18 protein-coding genes, 1 tRNA gene and 2 pseudogenes are annotated in these 16,569 nt (G+C 42.2%); 7 read left to right on the top strand and 14 right to left on the bottom strand.

Annotation, left to right across the window (positions count from 1 at the left end; translation table 11 throughout):
- Positions 1-16: 16 nt before the first annotated feature.
- The 8 genes from DK423_RS06040 to DK423_RS06005 all read right to left on the bottom strand — a co-directional run bounded on the left by DK423_RS06040 (position 17) and on the right by DK423_RS06005 (position 3,929).
- A complete protein-coding gene (locus tag DK423_RS06040) occupies positions 17-415 on the bottom strand; it encodes a hypothetical protein (protein WP_061886693.1) in 399 nt (132 codons plus the stop codon).
- 381 nt (positions 416-796) lie between these two features.
- Entirely contained in the window at positions 797-1,390 is a 594-nt protein-coding gene (locus DK423_RS06035; protein WP_061886694.1) for a recombinase family protein, read from the bottom strand.
- Positions 1,391-1,556: 166 nt separating this feature from the next.
- Positions 1,557-1,784: a hypothetical protein gene (locus DK423_RS06030; RefSeq protein ID WP_061886695.1), complete on the bottom strand. Its 228-nt coding sequence runs from the start codon at positions 1,782-1,784 to the stop codon at positions 1,557-1,559.
- 24 nt (positions 1,785-1,808) lie between these two features.
- On the bottom strand, positions 1,809-2,285 hold the full coding sequence (locus DK423_RS06025; protein WP_061886696.1) for a hypothetical protein: 477 nt from the start codon (positions 2,283-2,285) through the stop codon (positions 1,809-1,811).
- Positions 2,286-2,324: 39 nt separating this feature from the next.
- Positions 2,325-2,660 carry a hypothetical protein gene (locus DK423_RS06020; RefSeq protein WP_061886697.1) on the bottom strand — a complete coding sequence of 112 codons (336 nt, stop codon included), beginning with the start codon at positions 2,658-2,660 and terminating at the stop codon, positions 2,325-2,327.
- Positions 2,661-3,299: 639 nt separating this feature from the next.
- Positions 3,300-3,464, bottom strand: coding sequence for a hypothetical protein (locus DK423_RS11145; protein WP_187370356.1), 165 nt, complete (start codon positions 3,462-3,464; stop codon positions 3,300-3,302).
- Between the two features lie 10 nt (positions 3,465-3,474).
- Positions 3,475-3,753 (bottom strand): hypothetical protein, encoded by a 279-nt coding sequence (locus DK423_RS06010; RefSeq protein ID WP_005700773.1) that lies wholly within the window; start codon positions 3,751-3,753, stop codon positions 3,475-3,477.
- Positions 3,750-3,929, bottom strand: a complete 180-nt coding sequence (locus DK423_RS06005) for a hypothetical protein (RefSeq protein WP_005700774.1) — start codon at positions 3,927-3,929, stop codon at positions 3,750-3,752. Before DK423_RS06005 ends, DK423_RS06010 begins: the two co-directional genes overlap by 4 nt.
- A 278-nt stretch (positions 3,930-4,207) precedes the next feature.
- Between DK423_RS06005 and mobH the strand changes: the two genes are divergently transcribed.
- From mobH to DK423_RS11140, 4 genes and pseudogenes are all read left to right on the top strand, one after another.
- A complete protein-coding gene (mobH, locus tag DK423_RS06000; protein WP_109043908.1) occupies positions 4,208-6,094 on the top strand; it encodes a MobH family relaxase in 1,887 nt (628 codons plus the stop codon).
- A gap of 83 nt (positions 6,095-6,177) precedes the next feature.
- Positions 6,178-6,999 carry a tyrosine-type recombinase/integrase gene (locus DK423_RS05995; protein WP_061886700.1) on the top strand — a complete coding sequence of 274 codons (822 nt, stop codon included), beginning with the start codon at positions 6,178-6,180 and terminating at the stop codon, positions 6,997-6,999.
- A 278-nt stretch (positions 7,000-7,277) separates the two neighbouring features.
- Positions 7,278-7,353 (top strand) — tRNA-Lys (locus tag DK423_RS05990).
- Positions 7,354-7,428: 75 nt separating this feature from the next.
- Positions 7,429-7,665, top strand: a pseudogene (locus tag DK423_RS11140) (ParA family protein); the annotation flags it as partial.
- 45 nt (positions 7,666-7,710) lie between these two features.
- Here the strand turns inward: DK423_RS11140 and DK423_RS11135 are convergent.
- The 4 genes and pseudogenes from DK423_RS11135 to rng all read right to left on the bottom strand — a co-directional run.
- Positions 7,711-7,890: pseudogene (locus tag DK423_RS11135) on the bottom strand (IS1595 family transposase); the annotation flags it as partial.
- A gap of 285 nt (positions 7,891-8,175) precedes the next feature.
- On the bottom strand, positions 8,176-8,874 hold the full coding sequence (locus DK423_RS05980) for an SIR2 family NAD-dependent protein deacylase (RefSeq protein ID WP_005555646.1): 699 nt from the start codon (positions 8,872-8,874) through the stop codon (positions 8,176-8,178).
- Positions 8,875-8,888: 14 nt separating this feature from the next.
- Entirely contained in the window at positions 8,889-9,536 is a 648-nt protein-coding gene (grxB, locus tag DK423_RS05975; RefSeq protein ID WP_005555643.1) for a glutaredoxin 2, read from the bottom strand.
- 116 nt (positions 9,537-9,652) lie between these two features.
- Positions 9,653-11,128, bottom strand: a complete 1,476-nt coding sequence (rng, locus tag DK423_RS05970) for a ribonuclease G (RefSeq protein WP_005555641.1) — start codon at positions 11,126-11,128, stop codon at positions 9,653-9,655.
- A gap of 138 nt (positions 11,129-11,266) precedes the next feature.
- Between rng and putP the strand changes: the two genes are divergently transcribed.
- The 3 genes from putP to purA all read left to right on the top strand — a co-directional run bounded on the left by putP (position 11,267) and on the right by purA (position 15,152).
- Positions 11,267-12,787 carry a sodium/proline symporter PutP gene (putP, locus tag DK423_RS05965; RefSeq protein WP_005555639.1) on the top strand — a complete coding sequence of 507 codons (1,521 nt, stop codon included), beginning with the start codon at positions 11,267-11,269 and terminating at the stop codon, positions 12,785-12,787.
- A 13-nt stretch (positions 12,788-12,800) separates the two neighbouring features.
- A complete protein-coding gene (gene cmoB, locus DK423_RS05960; RefSeq protein ID WP_005555637.1) occupies positions 12,801-13,766 on the top strand; it encodes a tRNA 5-methoxyuridine(34)/uridine 5-oxyacetic acid(34) synthase CmoB in 966 nt (321 codons plus the stop codon).
- A gap of 87 nt (positions 13,767-13,853) precedes the next feature.
- A complete protein-coding gene (gene purA, locus DK423_RS05955; RefSeq protein WP_005555635.1) occupies positions 13,854-15,152 on the top strand; it encodes an adenylosuccinate synthase in 1,299 nt (432 codons plus the stop codon).
- 64 nt (positions 15,153-15,216) lie between these two features.
- Here the strand turns inward: purA and DK423_RS05950 are convergent, their stop codons facing one another.
- Positions 15,217-15,507 (bottom strand): chaperone modulator CbpM, encoded by a 291-nt coding sequence (locus tag DK423_RS05950; RefSeq protein WP_005555634.1) that lies wholly within the window; start codon positions 15,505-15,507, stop codon positions 15,217-15,219.
- A gap of 22 nt (positions 15,508-15,529) precedes the next feature.
- Positions 15,530-16,513 carry a DnaJ C-terminal domain-containing protein gene (locus tag DK423_RS05945; protein ID WP_061886862.1) on the bottom strand — a complete coding sequence of 328 codons (984 nt, stop codon included), beginning with the start codon at positions 16,511-16,513 and terminating at the stop codon, positions 15,530-15,532.
- Positions 16,514-16,569 lie beyond the last annotated feature (56 nt).

Genomic DNA, 16,569 nt, shown 5'->3' with positions numbered 1-16,569 from the left:
CCTATCCTCTAATTATCTAATTTGTTGATGACTTAATATTTATTCCATATTTCACTAAGCTATATGCTTCATGCAAGAATTGAGCTATTCTTTTTTCTAACTCAGGATGTTCGCATATCAGTTTTTCAATATTTCTCAATTCTGAAATTGCTATTTTTGATGAAGGCGTCTCATATGGATTGATATGTAAAAATTTACAAAGCTGTATTATTCTGTTAGTAACCACCTTATATTTTCCCTTTCTAACTCGCTGTATGAAATCTTTATTCAAAGGCATGATTTCACCATTTCTAATAGCTGAAGAATAAAATGAATCAAACTGTGTAACACAATCACTCAATGTCAGCTGTTTTTCTTTTAATGCATTATCTATATCAATAGATATCAGTGGGGCAGAACGTAAAACAAGAGTCATATTTATCATAATACCAATAATTTTATAGATGATATATCAATATTATAATAAATAAATAATAAGAACAAGATAACTATACAAAATAGTTATCTAATACAAACTGCTCTATCATCAGGGCTAAAATTGGTTTGTAATTGCGGTACTAAGAAATCATTGATAGTCAAAAATTATTGTTAATGCTTTGGATTGGCATGATGGACTGGGGCATGAGATGCCTTATTTTTACTTGTATTACATGATATCGTTACAAGATATCCACTTTCCTTTACTAAGTGGAACAATGAGTTTCTGTTTTTACAAATGGTTAGGAATTTTCGTTCCCTTACAAAGGGCATCCTACAATTCGGGAGAGAGCTTAGGTATTTATGATATCCTACAGAATTAAAGAGCAAATTTTGAACGATTAAATTGCCCTTTTAGTCTCGCAATTGTAGCTCTGGATAAATTATATTTTAGAACTACATCATTGATGGATAAGCCTTTAGCAAAATCCCTGTAAATCCCTCGACGAACTTTATCTGTTACCTTAGGAGGGCGACCACCTAAAGCATTTTTATTACCGGCAGCAAGTTTTGCCTGTTTTCCGTCTTGGGTTCTCTCTACAATGAAATTTCTCTCCAGTTCCGCAAAAATGCCTAGCAATTGGATTAATGCCATCCCCATCGGGTTGTCTTGCGTTTGCGTATTAATTCCTTGTTGAACAGCAATAAATCCAATTTTTTTCTTTTTAAACAGTTCTAGAGTATTTAAACACTGAGTCAAACTTCGTCCCAGTCGGTCAAGTTTTGTAACAACGACAACATCACCTTCACGAATATAATCAAGTAATTCATCTAATTGTTCTCGATTTTTATCGGCTTTACCTGAGTGTTTACCGGCAAAAATCTTTGTACAACCAAATTTTTCGAGTATAGTGATTTGTTCGCTTAAATCCTGCCTTTGAGTACTAACTCTTGCGTAACCGATTTTTGCCATAATTTTATCCTCGCTCAAAACCTAAGATTTATCAATTTTGCTTTTAAGCTCAACAATCATCTTTTCTAAAAGATAAACTCTAATCCACAACGAAATTATGCAAAGCCACAATGCTACTAAACTTAATATTTCTACCATCGTTTTTCTCTTTATTCAAAATTTAAACTTAATTCGTTTTATCTACAGCTTTAAAAAGCAAAGCGTTTAGTCTTGATAATACAGAGTAGATACCTGATACACAAATTATTAGCAAGACTGCTTTAACTATAATACCACTGAAATTATCCGCGTTTAGGATTGGGCTTATCCATTTTATTAACTCAATCGAAAGCCCTACTGACACCAAAACAAGCATTAACTCTGATGTAATGAAAGAGATTTTTTTAAATTTCATTTAATATCCTTGTATGTGCAAAACTTAACTGTTATTAGATATTAAGTTCTTTAGTTGCTCTAATTTTTTTTCTAAATATCCATCAGGATAATTCATCGGAAAGCTAATCATTATTTGCGTGCATTTTTCTGACTTGATTTTTTCAATCAGATCAGCATTAAGTTGGTTAAGAAAAACAATTTCATTCAGAAATACATTTTTATCTACACACTCTGGTGTGAAATCTATCTCACAGCTTTCATATTGAATTGCGTGTTCTCCTTCTCCCTCTTGAAATAAAGACTGAACGCCAAAGTCTTTAGTTGCATATTTTGTTGCTAACTCAATAATTTTTTGTTGTTCTGAATTATCTGTAATTTCAATTCCAACAAAACTATCATCAGAATACGGAGAATGCCCATATTCTCCTCTACGAAGCTCGAATTCTATTACTTGATTAGAGTTCAAAAGGATTCTGATTCTATTATTCTCTAGTAATGAAAGGCCGATTTTTTCAGACATAGCCATCTCCTTATTATCAATAACTTAACAATTACTATGTTAGTATGTTTCATTAGCTATTTTCGCTATATTTCTTAATTTATCTATCATTCTTTCTATATCATAAGCATGACTCATACCATATTCATCAGGGGTCTTTAATGGTATCTCTCCCGCCTTGAGCAATAAAAAACCAATTTCCTTAGTCATCTCTGTCGCATCTTTACATTGCAACAAACCTTGGAAATTATTTTGCATTACATAAGCTTGGATTATATTTTTACTTAATAACCTATCCCATAACTTTCTTTTCCTTCTTTTTTTTAGTTCATCTAAATACAAATACCAAGATAAAAGGCAGTATTCTAATGAATTTATGTTTGAGAATTTTTTCATAAAAATTTTCCTTTATTCAAAACTTAAAACTTTTTAGACTAGTGATAACCATTAGTCTAAAATCTTACTTTTTATAGGTTTTTAGACAGTCTAAAAACTCACCTCAAAGTTTATAGACTAAATCATAGAAGTTTTGAGCAAAATCGTACTGATGAATTGTTTTTTGATTCAGGATAGTTTTTGAAATCTGTTGAAATGAAAATATGAATAAATCTGTTAGATAGGAAATGGAATATCTAGAATTGAGAAAACCATATCATCTATCTAGACAATGAAACCTAACACACTTCCTATTTTATGCATTACGTTTATTCAGGTTATTGGAGCCATAGCAAACACTCGGTCCCCACACGTAGGTGGAATTTGCCATGTTGATGCAGATTATTTTTATCCGGGAGTATGGGAAAGGTATGGAGAAAAGGAACTGATTTGCAACTATTGGAAATTTTTGGGTGATGAAGACAGAAAAATCCTTGAGTCACAACTAAACGAAGATGAAAACACTGAGACAGAAAACAACTACGGAGATTATGAGAGTAGTGAAGATATGAACAAGTAGCAATGCAAAAAAATGGAGCAAGCTGATCACTATGTCTTGGAGACAACCGCTAACTATAGATGACTGCAAGCATTTGTAGCTTAGCCATATTGCTGTAATTCATATTCCTTATGAACTAATAATTGTTCCATTTCTAGCTTAAATTGTTCAGCAGTTGAGTAACGCCCCTCAGCAAGGTCCACTAGCCCCATTTGAATCTTTTGAGCTAAAAAATCTTCATATTCGGGTTCGAGCTTAAATAACATACACCCCTTCTTAATGATTCACACCTTTTGGCAAAAAAGCGTAAATCATAATATACATTCCTACAACCAGAAACTTCACTGAATGCCCATTTTTAAGTGGAAAAATGTGAAATCTCCCGTCAGTATAGGCGTCAGCAATGTAACTAAGTTTTTCTGATAGACGCTCTATTTCCTCAATGAATTTGTCAGCCACTTCCTTACTTTGGCTTTGTGTGTAAATATATTCCGCTTTATCTAAAAGCTGAAATCTAGCCATTTCAGACCATTGAACAACGTAATCCTGTTTCATCGTTTCAATGCCTTGCGCAAATCTTTCATTACCTCTTCATGTGAGTAGGTCTTAATTTTGCCATTCAAGACACCTTGTAAAAAGCGTTGCTCTTCAGTTAAGGACTGTTCAAACACTGATAATACTCTTTCTTGAAAGTGAGTTTGCTCATTTTTTAATTTAGCTTGATTTAACATATTTTCTCCAACACGGATCTACATACCTTGAAATCATACAACAAAACCGCAAAAAGGTAAAAGGAACAAGGGAGCCCTAGCGGGCTAAGGGTAAAATTTAAGGATAACCTTTCCAAGGGAAAGGTCTTACCTGAAAAGGCCAAAAGGCTTTTTCAAAAGGCAGGAACAACCCGCACCATATTTATCTGTTTTTAATGATCACTTATTTGTTGTTTTGATATTCATCACTTGTATTCTGCAACATTAAATAACACCCCTTACTAAGATATGAAGCAACTATGTTTTCCATTTTTCATAAAATCCTAAGTAAAAAATCTAATACCGAATCCTTTGATATTACTATCCAACCGACACTACCAATGATTGATAATGATGGTTGGATAAGCCCATTGCCCGCAGTAGAACTACTAAAAAGTGAATTACGTCAAAAATATCTGAATGTACTATGGCAACAGGTTTCCATGACTCAGGACATGTTTAGTTCACTATACCAAAAGCCGATTGAACGCTATGCTGAGATGGTTCAACTATTACCTGCCTCGGAAGCTCATCACCACTCTCATTTGGGAGGAATGCTTGACCATGGACTAGAGGTGCTTTCTTTTGCAGCAAAATTACGACAAAGCTACGTTTTACCACCAAATGCAGCACCTGAAGAACAATCAAAACAAAGAGATGCTTGGAGTGCGGCTATCATTTACCAAGCACTTGTCCACGACATTGGCAAAATTATTGTTGATATAGAAATACAACTAAAAAATGGATCACGCTGGTTTGCTTGGCATGGCATTCCGCCACAACCTTACAAATTTAAATACATAAAAGGAAGAGATTATGAACTTCACCCAGTTCTGGGTAGTTATCTTGCTAATTACTTAATTCCCCAAGAAGCTTTTGATTGGCTGGCTCAATATCCAGAGGCATTTTCGTCTTTAATGTATGCTATGGCAGGACATTCCGATAAAGCAGGACTACTATCCGAAATAGTACAAAAAGCGGACCAAAATAGTGTAACTTTGGCTATTGGTGGTGATATAACAAAACTGACACAACGTCCGGTTACATCGTTTGCAAAACAACTAATTCTTGCATTACGTCATCTATTACAACATAAATTAAAAATCAATACGCCTAAAGGTCCAGCAGATGGTTGGTATACAAATGATGGTCTTTGGTTAATGAGTAAGTCTACTGCTGATCAGATTCGTGCCTATCTACTGGAGCAAGGTATATCAGTTCCTTCAGATAACCCTAAATTATTTAGTGAAATGCAATCGCTTAATATTGTTGAATCTACACCTGATAATACCGCTATCTGGCATTGTAGAATAAAAGCAGATTCAGGGTGGTGCCCACCCAAAGCATTTACTCTTCTAAAAATAAAACCAGAAATAATTTGGGAAAACGTTAATGACCGTCCTGAATTTTTTGCTGGAGAAGTATATGTTGAGGCTAAGAATAATGATTCAAAAGAAATTTGTACTACAGAAAGTGCAATTTCAGAGCAAAACTTACTTTCAAGTGCAGAACCGACAAAAGAAACGGCTGATAATTTAATTCAAAACGAAATCCAATCCGTACCAGAAACTAAGGTTAAGGATAATGCTGATATGGCTGATTTTGTCCTAGGGCTATTCGATGGTTCAGTCCAAGCTTCATCTTTTGAAGATGAAGCTCAGAATATGGAATCCAATAAAGAAAGTTCAGAGAAATCCTTAGAAATCAAATCTACTGAAGAAAAAACACTCGCCACCCAAAAGCCAGATACCATTTCCGGAAAAGCATTCATTGACTGGCTTAAACTAGGCATTAGTACTAAAAAACTAGCTATCAATGTGAAAAATGCCAAGCTTCACATAGTCAAAGGTCACCTATTTTTAGTTAGCCCAGGTATTTTTCAAGACTATTACAATAGCCTTAATATTAGCTTCACGAAAAAGGACATAGAAAATTTGCAATATGCCTTCCAAGATTTAAAATTACACAAGAAATACCATTTACCAAATAAAGACAGCCAAAATTTCTGGAAATGCTCCGTAGCTGGACCAAGAAAGTCTTCAAAATTGGTTGGATACTTAATTAAAGACACCGAATACTTCTTCGGCAATCAGATTTTAATTGATAATCTGCACTTAACACTAATAGAGGAGATCCAGAATGAGTAAAGTTTCATTCGACATTTTATTAGATTCATTTTTTTTTCCATCGTCGCCTACGTACAGATACGATAAAGAGTTACAAGAAAGCAATGCGACAGCTACAAAAAAATTGCAAGCTTGATTCCCTGGAAGATTTATCAACCACTGATTTATTGCGATGGAGAAAAAATGTTTTAGATAAGTCTATTCGCCCTATTACTTGGAATAGTTATATTAGACAGCTAAAAACTATTTTTAAATTTGGTATAGAACATAAAATACTTTCCTTCGATAAAAACCCACTTGATGGATTATTTGTTAAAGAAGGACGGCATAGAAAGAAAGTATATAGTCCAGAACAGTTACGAAAATTAAGCTGCGGAATCAAAGATAATGCCAACCTTCCTAAAATTCTCCGACCCACATGGTTTATACAAACACTTATAATGACATTCCGCTGTACAGCAATCCGCAGAGCCCAATTAACCAAATTAAAAATACAAGATATTGATCTTGAAAAAAGAATAATTTATATATCCCCAGAAATTAATAAGAATCACGATTATCACACTCTGCCTATTTCAGACACATTATATCCTTATTTGGCAAAGCTAATTGATCGGTTACATAAATTAAAACAACCTTCAAATACTCAACTATTTAATTTAAATCTTTTCTCTAATGCAGTGAAGCGAAAGGGAAAATCAATGACAGAAGATCAGGTCAGTTATCTGTTTAAAGTTATATCTAAATATACCGGTGTAATAAGCTCACCTCATAGATTCAGACATACTGCCGCAACAAATTTAATGCGAAATCCTGAAAATTTATATATAACCAAGCAACTATTGGGTCATAAAGATATTAAAGTAACACTAAGTTACATTGAGGATGACATTGAAATGGTTAGGAAATATGCAAATTCTCTTTGAAGACATATCAATGCACACTAGAAATAATCACTGTTCAGGCTTTACAAACTAGTAAATTTGTGTAAGATATGACAGTATCCACGTGACGTTAGTGGATAGATCTGGATGTATTGGCTGGGTACATCGCGTAAGGTCTAACTCTTTCTTTTCACTAATCGTGTGCACAAGGGATTTAAAATCCCTCGCCTTTCGAGGCGTGCCAGTTCAAGTCTGGCCTCGGGCACCATTTAATAATACCTTTCTTATTAAATAGTTACCCTCCAAATAAAAATGCACATGGGTTGTTAGCTCAGTCGGTAGAGCAGCGGACTTTTAATCCGTTGGTCGAAGGTTCGAACCCTTCACGACCCACCAAAAAGTTAAAGTTCCGGACCGGTTGCCCAAAGTCGATACTCCTTAACGTTAATCTTCTGTTAAGTGAGTAAAATTATGTGCATTAACCACACTGCTAAAAAACCTTACGTTGTTACAATCGCCTGTACCAAAGGTGGTTCTGCCAAAAGCACTAATGCCGCCAATATCGGTGCATTTTGTGCAGACCATGGTTTAAGAACCTTACTGATTGATACAGATACACAACCGACACTAAGCGCTTACTATAGTTTAGCTGAAACCGCTCCCGGCGGCATCCGTCAGTTTTTATCACTGCGTGATGTTGAACCATCTTCGTTTCAAAGACTGGCATTAAAAACCCGCATCTCAACAAAATTCTGCTGCACCACGACCATGTTTATCTTTACGAATACCGCCCGCAATAACGTTCATCGGTCTCAATTTCGCCCTCAAACATCTCTAAATGAGGGCTGGTTTGGTAAATAAGATGAAAATAACTGGCGGCTGTATTTTTTATGTTAACTAACCTGCTATTCTGGCGCTAACGTCTAAGAACAATTAGATAAGTTTATTCTGTGTATGCTGACTTAATCTCAATTGAGTTATTAGAACCTGCATGGGATGTTATTTCGTTATCTAGTAAGACCCTAAATTAAGTACACTCTAAGCCCACATAAATACTTTCACCTCATGAAGTGGTGCAGTTCTCATAATACTCTCCTTGTTTTGTATTAAACACGAAACTTATTTTATTCACTCATACGGCAATTTATGTCGTTAGAAAATACAAAAAAATAGCGACACCAAAATGTCGCTATCGGCATGAAAAGTGCAGTCATTTTTCTAGCTGTTTTTTGCCTTCTCCAATAATTCCGCCACCACTTTCGGCACGCCTTCGCCCGCTTTTATTTTTACTACGTTGACGTTATGGCGAATAAACTCTGTGTTCGGGTTTGGGTCGATGAGGTAAATTTGGGCGTTTTTTGGGGCTTCGTTGACTAACCCATTTGCCGGGTAAACCTGTAACGATGTACCGATGACCAACACAATGTCTGCTTGCGAAACCAAATCAATGGCCGGTTCCAACATGGGCACATTTTCGCCGAAGAAGACAATATGCGGGCGCATGGGGTGCCCGTTCGGGTCTTTGTCTTGCACCGATTGATCGCCTGTGCAAGGCACGATGTAATCGGGATCAAAGCTGCTACGGGCTTTGGTTAATTCGCCGTGCAAATGCAACACGTTGGCACTGCCCGCGCGTTCGTGTAAATCGTCCACATTTTGCGTGATGATTTGTACATGATAGGCGCGTTCCAATTCTACCAACGCGTTATGTGCCGCATTAGGTTTGGCTTTGGCGCAATTTCGGCGGCGTTCGTTATAAAAATCCAGCACCTGTTGACGGTTACGTTGCAGGGCTTCCGGCGTGCACGCCTCTTCAATTTTATGCCCTGCCCATAAACCGTCTGCCGCACGATAAGTGGGAATGCCGCTTTCGGCGCTAATACCCGCGCCGCTTAGGACGACACAAAGGGGTTTCATATTTTCCCTCCTCGTTAAATCGCTTTATCCCGATACAACGGCACTTGACTCAAGCGGGACATGGTTTCCACATAAGCGTTGACTTTCGGCGGGAAAACCATGCCTTTTACGCAGGTGAGATTGCGCAGGATGGGGAAAACGAGAATGTCTTCCAGGGAAAGGCTGCCGTTTAGTGCGGTGTCCGATTGGATTAGATGGGCAAGTTGCGCTAAATCGGGGGCAAAGCGGGCGAGATAGGTGTCGGTATTCGCGAGATTTTCGGCAAAATCGCCGATGGATTTTTCTTTATTTTCGGTGAAATAATCGACCGCACTTTGGGTGGCGTATTCAGGCAGTCCAAGACGGGTAAAGCGTGGGATGACCAAATGATTTTGATAGCTGCCGACCTGTTTTAACCAGGCTTCCACTGCCGGGCGCACCGTTTCCGATAAGACTTTTTCGCCGTTATGTTCATCAATGTAACGCACAATGTCTAAACTTTCCGGCATAGCTTCGCTGTTTTCTTTCACTAAAATCGGCACGACTTTTTTGCCGACCAATCGGATTGGCGTTTCCGCGTCGTCATTTAAGATGGTCACGAGTTCAACGGGGACATTTTTCAAGCCGAAAATCATACGGGCGCGCACGCAAAACGGGCAATGATCGTAAACATAGAGTTTCATAAGTTCTCCTTTTGTTGGTTTTCACGGAAAGTGCGGTGGATTTTTGCGGTGTTTTTTAATACCTACACCACCTAAAAAACGTTCGCAAAATCCACCGCACTTTTATATCGTCAAGGCTACATCACCACCACATCAAACTGTTCCTGAGTATAAAACACTTCGGTTTTTACTTGGATTTGTTTGCCGATGAACACCTCCAGTTCCGCCAGTAAGCCGTGGGATTCCTCGTTAATCAAGTAATCGGCGACGGCATGGGAAGCGTAAACCACGAATTGTTCGCTGGAGAAAACATGGTGTACGCGAATGATTTCGCGCATGATTTCATAGCACACGGTTTCCACGGTTTTCACCCGTCCGCGCCCTTGGCAGGCGGGACAATCGCCGCAGAGCACGCGCTCCAAACTTTCGCGGGTGCGTTTGCGGGTCATTTCCACTAAGCCCAGTTGAGTGAAGCCATTGACATTGGTTTTCACCGGATCGCCGGCAAGGGCTTCCTGCAAAGATTCCAGCACGCGGGTGCGGTGTTCTTCTTTTTGCATATCAATAAAATCGATGATGATGATGCCGCCGAGATTACGCAATTGGAGCTGTTGAGCGATGGCTTTGGTAGCTTCGATATTAGTATTAAAAATAGTTTCTTCCAGATTGCGATGCCCCACGAAGGCGCCGGTGTTGATGTCGATGGTTGTCATGGCTTCCGTTTGTTCGATAACCAAATAGCCACCGGATTTGAGGTTCACCCGTTTATCCAACGCGTTATGAATACCCGCTTCCACGCTATAGACATCAAAGAGCGGTTGATTTCCCGCGTATAAAATCAGTTTGTCGGAGAGGTTCGGGATGAATTCTTCGGTGAACTGTTTGACTTCGTTGAAACAAAGGCGGGAGTCAATGTGAATGCGATCTAATTTAGCGCCGATGAAATCGCGCAGAATACGCTGGGTGAGCGCCAATTCGCCGTATAACATGGAGCGGGTCGGGTATTTGGCGCGGCGTTCCAGCACTTTGCGCCATAAGCGTTTCAGAAATTCCGCGTCCTGTTGCAAATCCAGCTCGCTTGCCCCTTCGGCAGCGGTGCGAATAATAAAGCCGCCTAACTCGTCGCACAACGGCAGCGCCAGTTCTTTCAAACGAGCGCGTTCTTCCTCACTTTCAATACGCTGCGACACACCCACATGGCTGTTTTCCGGCATGAACACCAAATAGCGGGAAGGCAGCGTAATATCCGTGGTAAGGCGTGCGCCTTTGGTGCCGAGCGGATCTTTCACCACCTGCACGACAATATCCTGCCCTTCATGCACCAGCTGGGAAATGTCTTTTACCACAAATTGCTTTTGTTCGTTTTCATCCACACATTCAGTGTGCGAGACGATGTCTGAGGCGTGCAAAAAGGCGGCTTTTTCCAAGCCGATATCCACAAACGCCGACTGCATTCCCGGCAGCACGCGGGTCACACGCCCTTTATAAATGTTTCCCACAATGCCGCGTTTGCCTTGGCGTTCAATATGTACTTCTTTTAATAAACCTGTTTCTACAAGGGCAATGCGCGTTTCGTTGGGTGTCACATTGACCAATAATTCGACCGAATCCATAATGTCCCTGATTAAGTTTGCTAATTGTTTTTTCGTCTGATAAGTCTAACGAAAAGGAAAATAGAATAATAGGGGCAAATGCGGTAAAATGCGCCTCTTTTCACATTTTTCAGCAGTCTATGTACTAAGGTTGGTACAATGCTTGGATTAGATCCAACAATTGTCACATTTGTTATTTATATCGTCGGCATGCTCGGCATCGGGATTGCCGCTTACTATTACACTCAAAATTTCTCCGATTACATTCTCGGCGGTCGCCGTTTGGGCAGTTTCGTCACCGCCATGTCCGCCGGCGCTTCCGATATGTCCGGCTGGCTGTTAATGGGGTTACCCGGCGCAGTCTATTTATCCGGTTTGGTTGAGGGATGGATCGCCATCGGTTTAACCCTCGGCGCGTACCTGAACTGGCTATTTATCGCCGGTCGCCTACGCATTTACACAGAATTCAACAATAACGCCTTAACCCTGCCCGAATATTTTCATCACCGTTTCGGCACGTCCCATAACTTATTGAAGATCGTCTCTGCCACCATTATCCTGGTGTTTTTCACCGTTTATTGCGCTTCAGGCGTGGTTGCCAGTGCGAAATTATTCCGCAATCTGTTTTTAATTGACTACTCCACCGCACTTTGGTACGGCGCGCTCGCCACCATCATTTACACCTTCATCGGCGGCTTCCTTGCCGTTAGCTGGACGGATACCATTCAAGCCACTTTAATGATTTTCGCGTTATTGCTCACGCCGGTTTTCGTGGTTATTTCCATTGGTGGCATTGATGAGTTGCAAAGCGTCTTACAACAAGCGGAAATCAGCGCACAAAAAGACTTTACGGATTTATTCCGCGGCACCTCCACCGTCAGCTTACTGAGTCTTGCCGCTTGGGGCTTGGGCTATTTCGGACAACCGCATATTCTCGCCCGTTTCATGGCGGCGGATTCCGTCCATTCTCTCAACAACGCACGCAAAATCAGCATGACCTGGATGATACTTTGTTTGGTGGGCGCCATCGCTATCGGCTTCTTCGGCATAATTTATTTTTACGCGAACGCCAGCACTGAATCGGCTGCCCTGGTCAATAAAGAACCGGAGCAGGTTTTCATTGAATTATCCCGCCTCCTGTTTAACCCGTGGATTGCCGGCGTGTTGTTGTCCGCCATTCTTGCAGCGGTAATGAGTACCTTAAGTGCGCAATTACTCATTTCCTCTACGGCGATTACGGAAGATTTCTACAAAGGCTTCATTCGGCCGAAAGCGTCGGAAAAAGAACTTATCTGGCTTGGTCGCGCCATGGTGTTAGTGATTGCGGGCATTGCCATTTGGATTGCACAAGATGAAAAAAGCCTGGTGTTAAAACTGGTGGAATTCGCTTGGGCGGGCTTCGGCAGTGCTTTTGGACCTGTCGTGTTACTTTCCTTATTCTGGAAACGCATGACATCTTCGGGTGCGATGGCGGGCATGTTGACCGGCGCCATCACCGTGATTGCCTGGAAAAAATGGTTGCCGCAAAACACTGAATTGGCGCAAGTTTATGAAATGATTCCGGGCTTCTTACTGGCGACCCTTGCCATTGTGGTGGTTTCGTTGCTGTCGGCAAAACCGGATGCGGAAATTACCGACACCTTTGACAAAGCCCAAAAAGCATACAAAGAAGCCTTATAAGCGAGACAGCAAAATGATCGATTTTCGCCCTTTTTATCAACAAATCGCCACCACCAATCTTTCACCATGGCTGGAAACGCTGCCCCTGCAACTCAAACAATGGCAGCAACAAACCCACGGCGACTACGCCAAATGGGCGAAAGTCTTAGAATTTCTACCGCACTTGGCGGCATCCCGCATTGACCTGAAAAGTGCGGTCAAATCTGAAAGCGTTTCTCCCCTTTCCGAGGGCGAACGGCAGCGTATTGTGCACCACCTCAAACAGCTCATGCCGTGGCGCAAAGGCCCGTATGATTTGCTTGGCATTCATCTGGGTTGCGAATGGCGCTCCGATTTCAAATGGGATCGCGTGCTGCCCCATCTTGCCCCGTTGCAGGATCGCACCATTTTAGATGTGGGTTGCGGCAGCGGTTATCACATGTGGCGCATGGTGGGCGAAGGCGCGAAAATGGTGGTGGGTATTGATCCGACGGAATTATTTTTATGCCAGTTTGAAGCCGTGCGTAAATTGTTAAACGACGATCGTCGTGCCAATCTGATTCCACTCGGTATCGAGCAAATGCAGCCCCTCTCGGCGTTTGATACGGTGTTTTCCATGGGCGTGTTGTATCACCGTAAATCACCGCTGGATCATCTTTCGCAGCTGCGCGCCCAACTGGTCAAAGGCGGCGAATTGGTGCTGGAAACCTTAGTAGTGGACGGCGACGAAAACACCGTCTTAGTGCCGATGGATCGCTATGCCAAAATGAAAAATGTGTATTTCATTCCTTCCGTTGCCGCGTTAATTCATTGGTTACAAAAAACCGGTTTTAACCATGTGCGTTGCGTGGATGTGGCGGTGACTTCATTGGAAGAACAACGGAAGACCGACTGGCTGGAAAATGAATCGCTGGTGGATTTTCTTGATCCGAATGATCACAGCAAAACCATCGAAGGCTATCCCGCACCGAAAAGAGCGGTCCTTTTGGCGAATAAATAAAGGAGTTGCATTGAGATTCCAAGCCGAAAATAGTAAAGTAGGCAACCGTTGATTTTTATAACCTCAAGCTAAAAAAGGCGGAAAATTATGGGTAAAAGTGTTGTCGTTCTCGGCGCTCAGTGGGGCGATGAAGGAAAGGGGAAAATCGTTGACCTGCTCACCGATCGCGTGAAATATGTAGTGCGCTACCAAGGCGGTCATAATGCCGGTCATACCTTAATCATCAACGGTGAAAAAACCGTTCTACGTTTAATTCCCTCAGGTATCCTGCGCGATAACGTCACCTGTTTAATCGGTAACGGTGTAGTGCTTTCCCCTGCGGCACTCATGCAGGAAATGGGCGAACTGGAAAACCGTGGCGTGAATGTGCGCGACCGTTTATTGATCTCCGAAGCCTGTCCGTTAATTCTGCCTTACCACGTTGCCATGGATCACGCCCGTGAAGCTGCGTTGGGCAAAAAAGCCATCGGTACCACCGGGCGCGGTATCGGTCCTGCCTATGAAGACAAAGTGGCGCGTCGCGGTTTACGCGTAGGCGATTTGTTCGATCGCGAAGCCTTCGCCGAAAAACTCAAAAATATCCTCGATTACTACAACTTCCAACTGGTCAATTATTACAAAGTCGAACCCGTTGATTATCAAAAAACCTTAGATGACGTGTTCGCCGTTGCCGATATTATCACCGGCATGGTCGCCGACATCACCACCATCTTAGATACCGCCCGCAAAAACGGCGGCAACATTTTATTTGAAGGCGCGCAAGGCACCATGTTGGACATCGACCACGGCACCTATCCGTACGTGACCAGTTCCAACACCACTGCCGGCGGCGTGGCGACAGGTTCCGGTTTCGGTCCGCGCAATCTGGATTATGTATTGGGTATCATCAAAGCCTATTGCACCCGCGTGGGTGGCGGCCCGTTCACTACGGAATTATTTGATGAAACAGGCGCTGAAATCGCTCGCAAAGGTAACGAATTCGGCGCCGTCACCAGTCGTCCGCGTCGTTGCGGTTGGTTTGACGCGGTGGCAATTCGTCGCGCCATTCAGTTGAACTCCATTTCCGGTTTCTGCATGACCAAATTAGACGTGCTGGACGGTTTCGATGAAGTGAAAATCTGCGTCGGCTACAAAATGCCGAACGGCGACATCGTGGAATATGCCCCGCTCGCCGCGAAAGATTGGGAAGGTGTTGAGCCGATTTATGAAACCTTGCCGGGCTGGAAAGAAAATACCTTCGGCATCACCGATGTTAACCAATTGCCGCAAACCTGTCGCGACTACATCAAACGCATCGAAGAAGTCACCGGCGTACCGGTTGCCATTCTTTCCACCGGACCGGATCGCGTACAAACCATGATTCTGCAAGATCCGTTTGCCGCGTAAAAACGCATGGGAAAACGACCGCACTTTTGGGCTTTCAAAGTGCGGTGTGTTTTTCAAATGTTTTTTAATGATCGCTTAACAACGAAATAGAGCGCGTTTGCTTACGCAATTCTTCCACTTCATCAAGCAGTTGCATAATCAAACTCAAGGCAGGCACGCTGGCTTCAAAATCATGGCTTAAGCGGTGGGCTCGACGGACGCGTGCCATTTGGAAGCCGCTAAATACTGCCTGCTCCGGATGCCCTTCCACGGAAATAATGCCCTCGTCAATCAGCGCCAACAACCACTGCCGTTCACCGGCACACACATTCAACATCTCACTAAAACTCAGTTTAATATCAATATCTTGTTTCATAACGTCCATTCCTTATTCTGTGTTACGCCTGTTTCGCGGCAAAATGCGCGCTTAATTGTTCCCATGCGGCACGATCCGCCTCGTTTTCTACCGCCGGCACCACAATACGAATATTCAAATACAAATCGCCTGCGTCTTTCGCCGGAATGCCTTTGCCTTTCAAACGAATACTTTTGCCGCTTTGACTGTTCGCCGGCAGGTTGATTTGCAGTTTTCCGCCGATAGTGGACACCACGGTTTTGCCGCCCAGCACCGCCTGCCATGGGAAAATATCAATAGTCTGACAAACGTCTTTTTTGTTTTTCACATAGAGATCGGGCTGTTCATGGAAACGGATTTTCAAGTACAAATCTCCGCTTGTACCTCCGTTGATGCCCGGTAAGCCTTGCCCTGACAAGCGAATTTGTTGCCCTTCGGCAATGCCTTTCGGAATTTTCACATTCATGGTTTTGGTCTGTTGAATAATTCGCCCGTGTTCGTCAATGGTCGGCATATTCAGACTTAAAGAACGCTCCGCACCCTGATACGCCGCCGAAATATCAATGCTGAGCTCGGCGTGTTGATCCTCGCCTTTTATCGGCCCGGTTTGGCGCGTTTGTGATTGTTGCTGACCGCGACGACCGAAAGCGGAGAATAAATCCTCAAAATGGAAATCCCCCTGACCAAACGGTTCACCGCCCGCGCCGCTGTGGAATTCATAATGGCGGAAACCGCTGCCATCGCCGTATGCGCCTTCAAACGGATTGCCCTGATGTGCGCCGCCAAACGGATTTCCTTGCCCCGCACCAAACGGGTTTGCCAGCATTTCATCGTATTCCGCCCGTTTTTGCGAATCTTTCAAGGTTTCATAAGCCTCATTCACCTCGGCGGTTTTTTGCACTGCGTCGGGATCTTTGCTGACATCGGGATGATATTTGCGCACCAATTTGCGATACGCCTTTTTAATTGCATCGAGATCGGCATTTTTATCCACGCCTAATATCTCGTAATAGTTTTGTTTTGCCATAGTTATCCTTATTGCTTAATATCTAAATGCGATTATTCGGTTTGATTTGCCGCCAA

It is taken from the genome of Aggregatibacter actinomycetemcomitans (assembly GCF_003130205.1).
In the GTDB taxonomy this organism is placed as follows: Bacteria; Pseudomonadota; Gammaproteobacteria; order Enterobacterales; family Pasteurellaceae; genus Aggregatibacter; species Aggregatibacter actinomycetemcomitans_A.
This window is presented reverse-complemented; position numbering and strand designations above follow the sequence as displayed.

Coding starts and splice junctions, on each gene's coding strand:
- DK423_RS06040 (WP_061886693.1), bottom strand. CDS start 415: ATGACTCTTGTTTTACGTTCTGCCCCACTGATATCTATTGATATAGAT.
- DK423_RS06035 (WP_061886694.1), bottom strand. CDS start 1,390: ATGGCAAAAATCGGTTACGCAAGAGTTAGTACTCAAAGGCAGGATTTA.
- DK423_RS06030 (WP_061886695.1), bottom strand. CDS start 1,784: ATGAAATTTAAAAAAATCTCTTTCATTACATCAGAGTTAATGCTTGTT.
- DK423_RS06025 (WP_061886696.1), bottom strand. CDS start 2,285: ATGTCTGAAAAAATCGGCCTTTCATTACTAGAGAATAATAGAATCAGA.
- DK423_RS06020 (WP_061886697.1), bottom strand. CDS start 2,660: ATGAAAAAATTCTCAAACATAAATTCATTAGAATACTGCCTTTTATCT.
- DK423_RS11145 (WP_187370356.1), bottom strand. CDS start 3,464: ATGTTATTTAAGCTCGAACCCGAATATGAAGATTTTTTAGCTCAAAAG.
- DK423_RS06010 (WP_005700773.1), bottom strand. CDS start 3,753: ATGAAACAGGATTACGTTGTTCAATGGTCTGAAATGGCTAGATTTCAG.
- DK423_RS06005 (WP_005700774.1), bottom strand. CDS start 3,929: ATGTTAAATCAAGCTAAATTAAAAAATGAGCAAACTCACTTTCAAGAA.
- mobH (WP_109043908.1), top strand. CDS start 4,208: ATGTTTTCCATTTTTCATAAAATCCTAAGTAAAAAATCTAATACCGAA.
- DK423_RS05995 (WP_061886700.1), top strand. CDS start 6,178: ATGCGACAGCTACAAAAAAATTGCAAGCTTGATTCCCTGGAAGATTTA.
- DK423_RS05980 (WP_005555646.1), bottom strand. CDS start 8,874: ATGAAACCCCTTTGTGTCGTCCTAAGCGGCGCGGGTATTAGCGCCGAA.
- grxB (WP_005555643.1), bottom strand. CDS start 9,536: ATGAAACTCTATGTTTACGATCATTGCCCGTTTTGCGTGCGCGCCCGT.
- rng (WP_005555641.1), bottom strand. CDS start 11,128: ATGGATTCGGTCGAATTATTGGTCAATGTGACACCCAACGAAACGCGC.
- putP (WP_005555639.1), top strand. CDS start 11,267: ATGCTTGGATTAGATCCAACAATTGTCACATTTGTTATTTATATCGTC.
- cmoB (WP_005555637.1), top strand. CDS start 12,801: ATGATCGATTTTCGCCCTTTTTATCAACAAATCGCCACCACCAATCTT.
- purA (WP_005555635.1), top strand. CDS start 13,854: ATGGGTAAAAGTGTTGTCGTTCTCGGCGCTCAGTGGGGCGATGAAGGA.
- DK423_RS05950 (WP_005555634.1), bottom strand. CDS start 15,507: ATGAAACAAGATATTGATATTAAACTGAGTTTTAGTGAGATGTTGAAT.
- DK423_RS05945 (WP_061886862.1), bottom strand. CDS start 16,513: ATGGCAAAACAAAACTATTACGAGATATTAGGCGTGGATAAAAATGCC.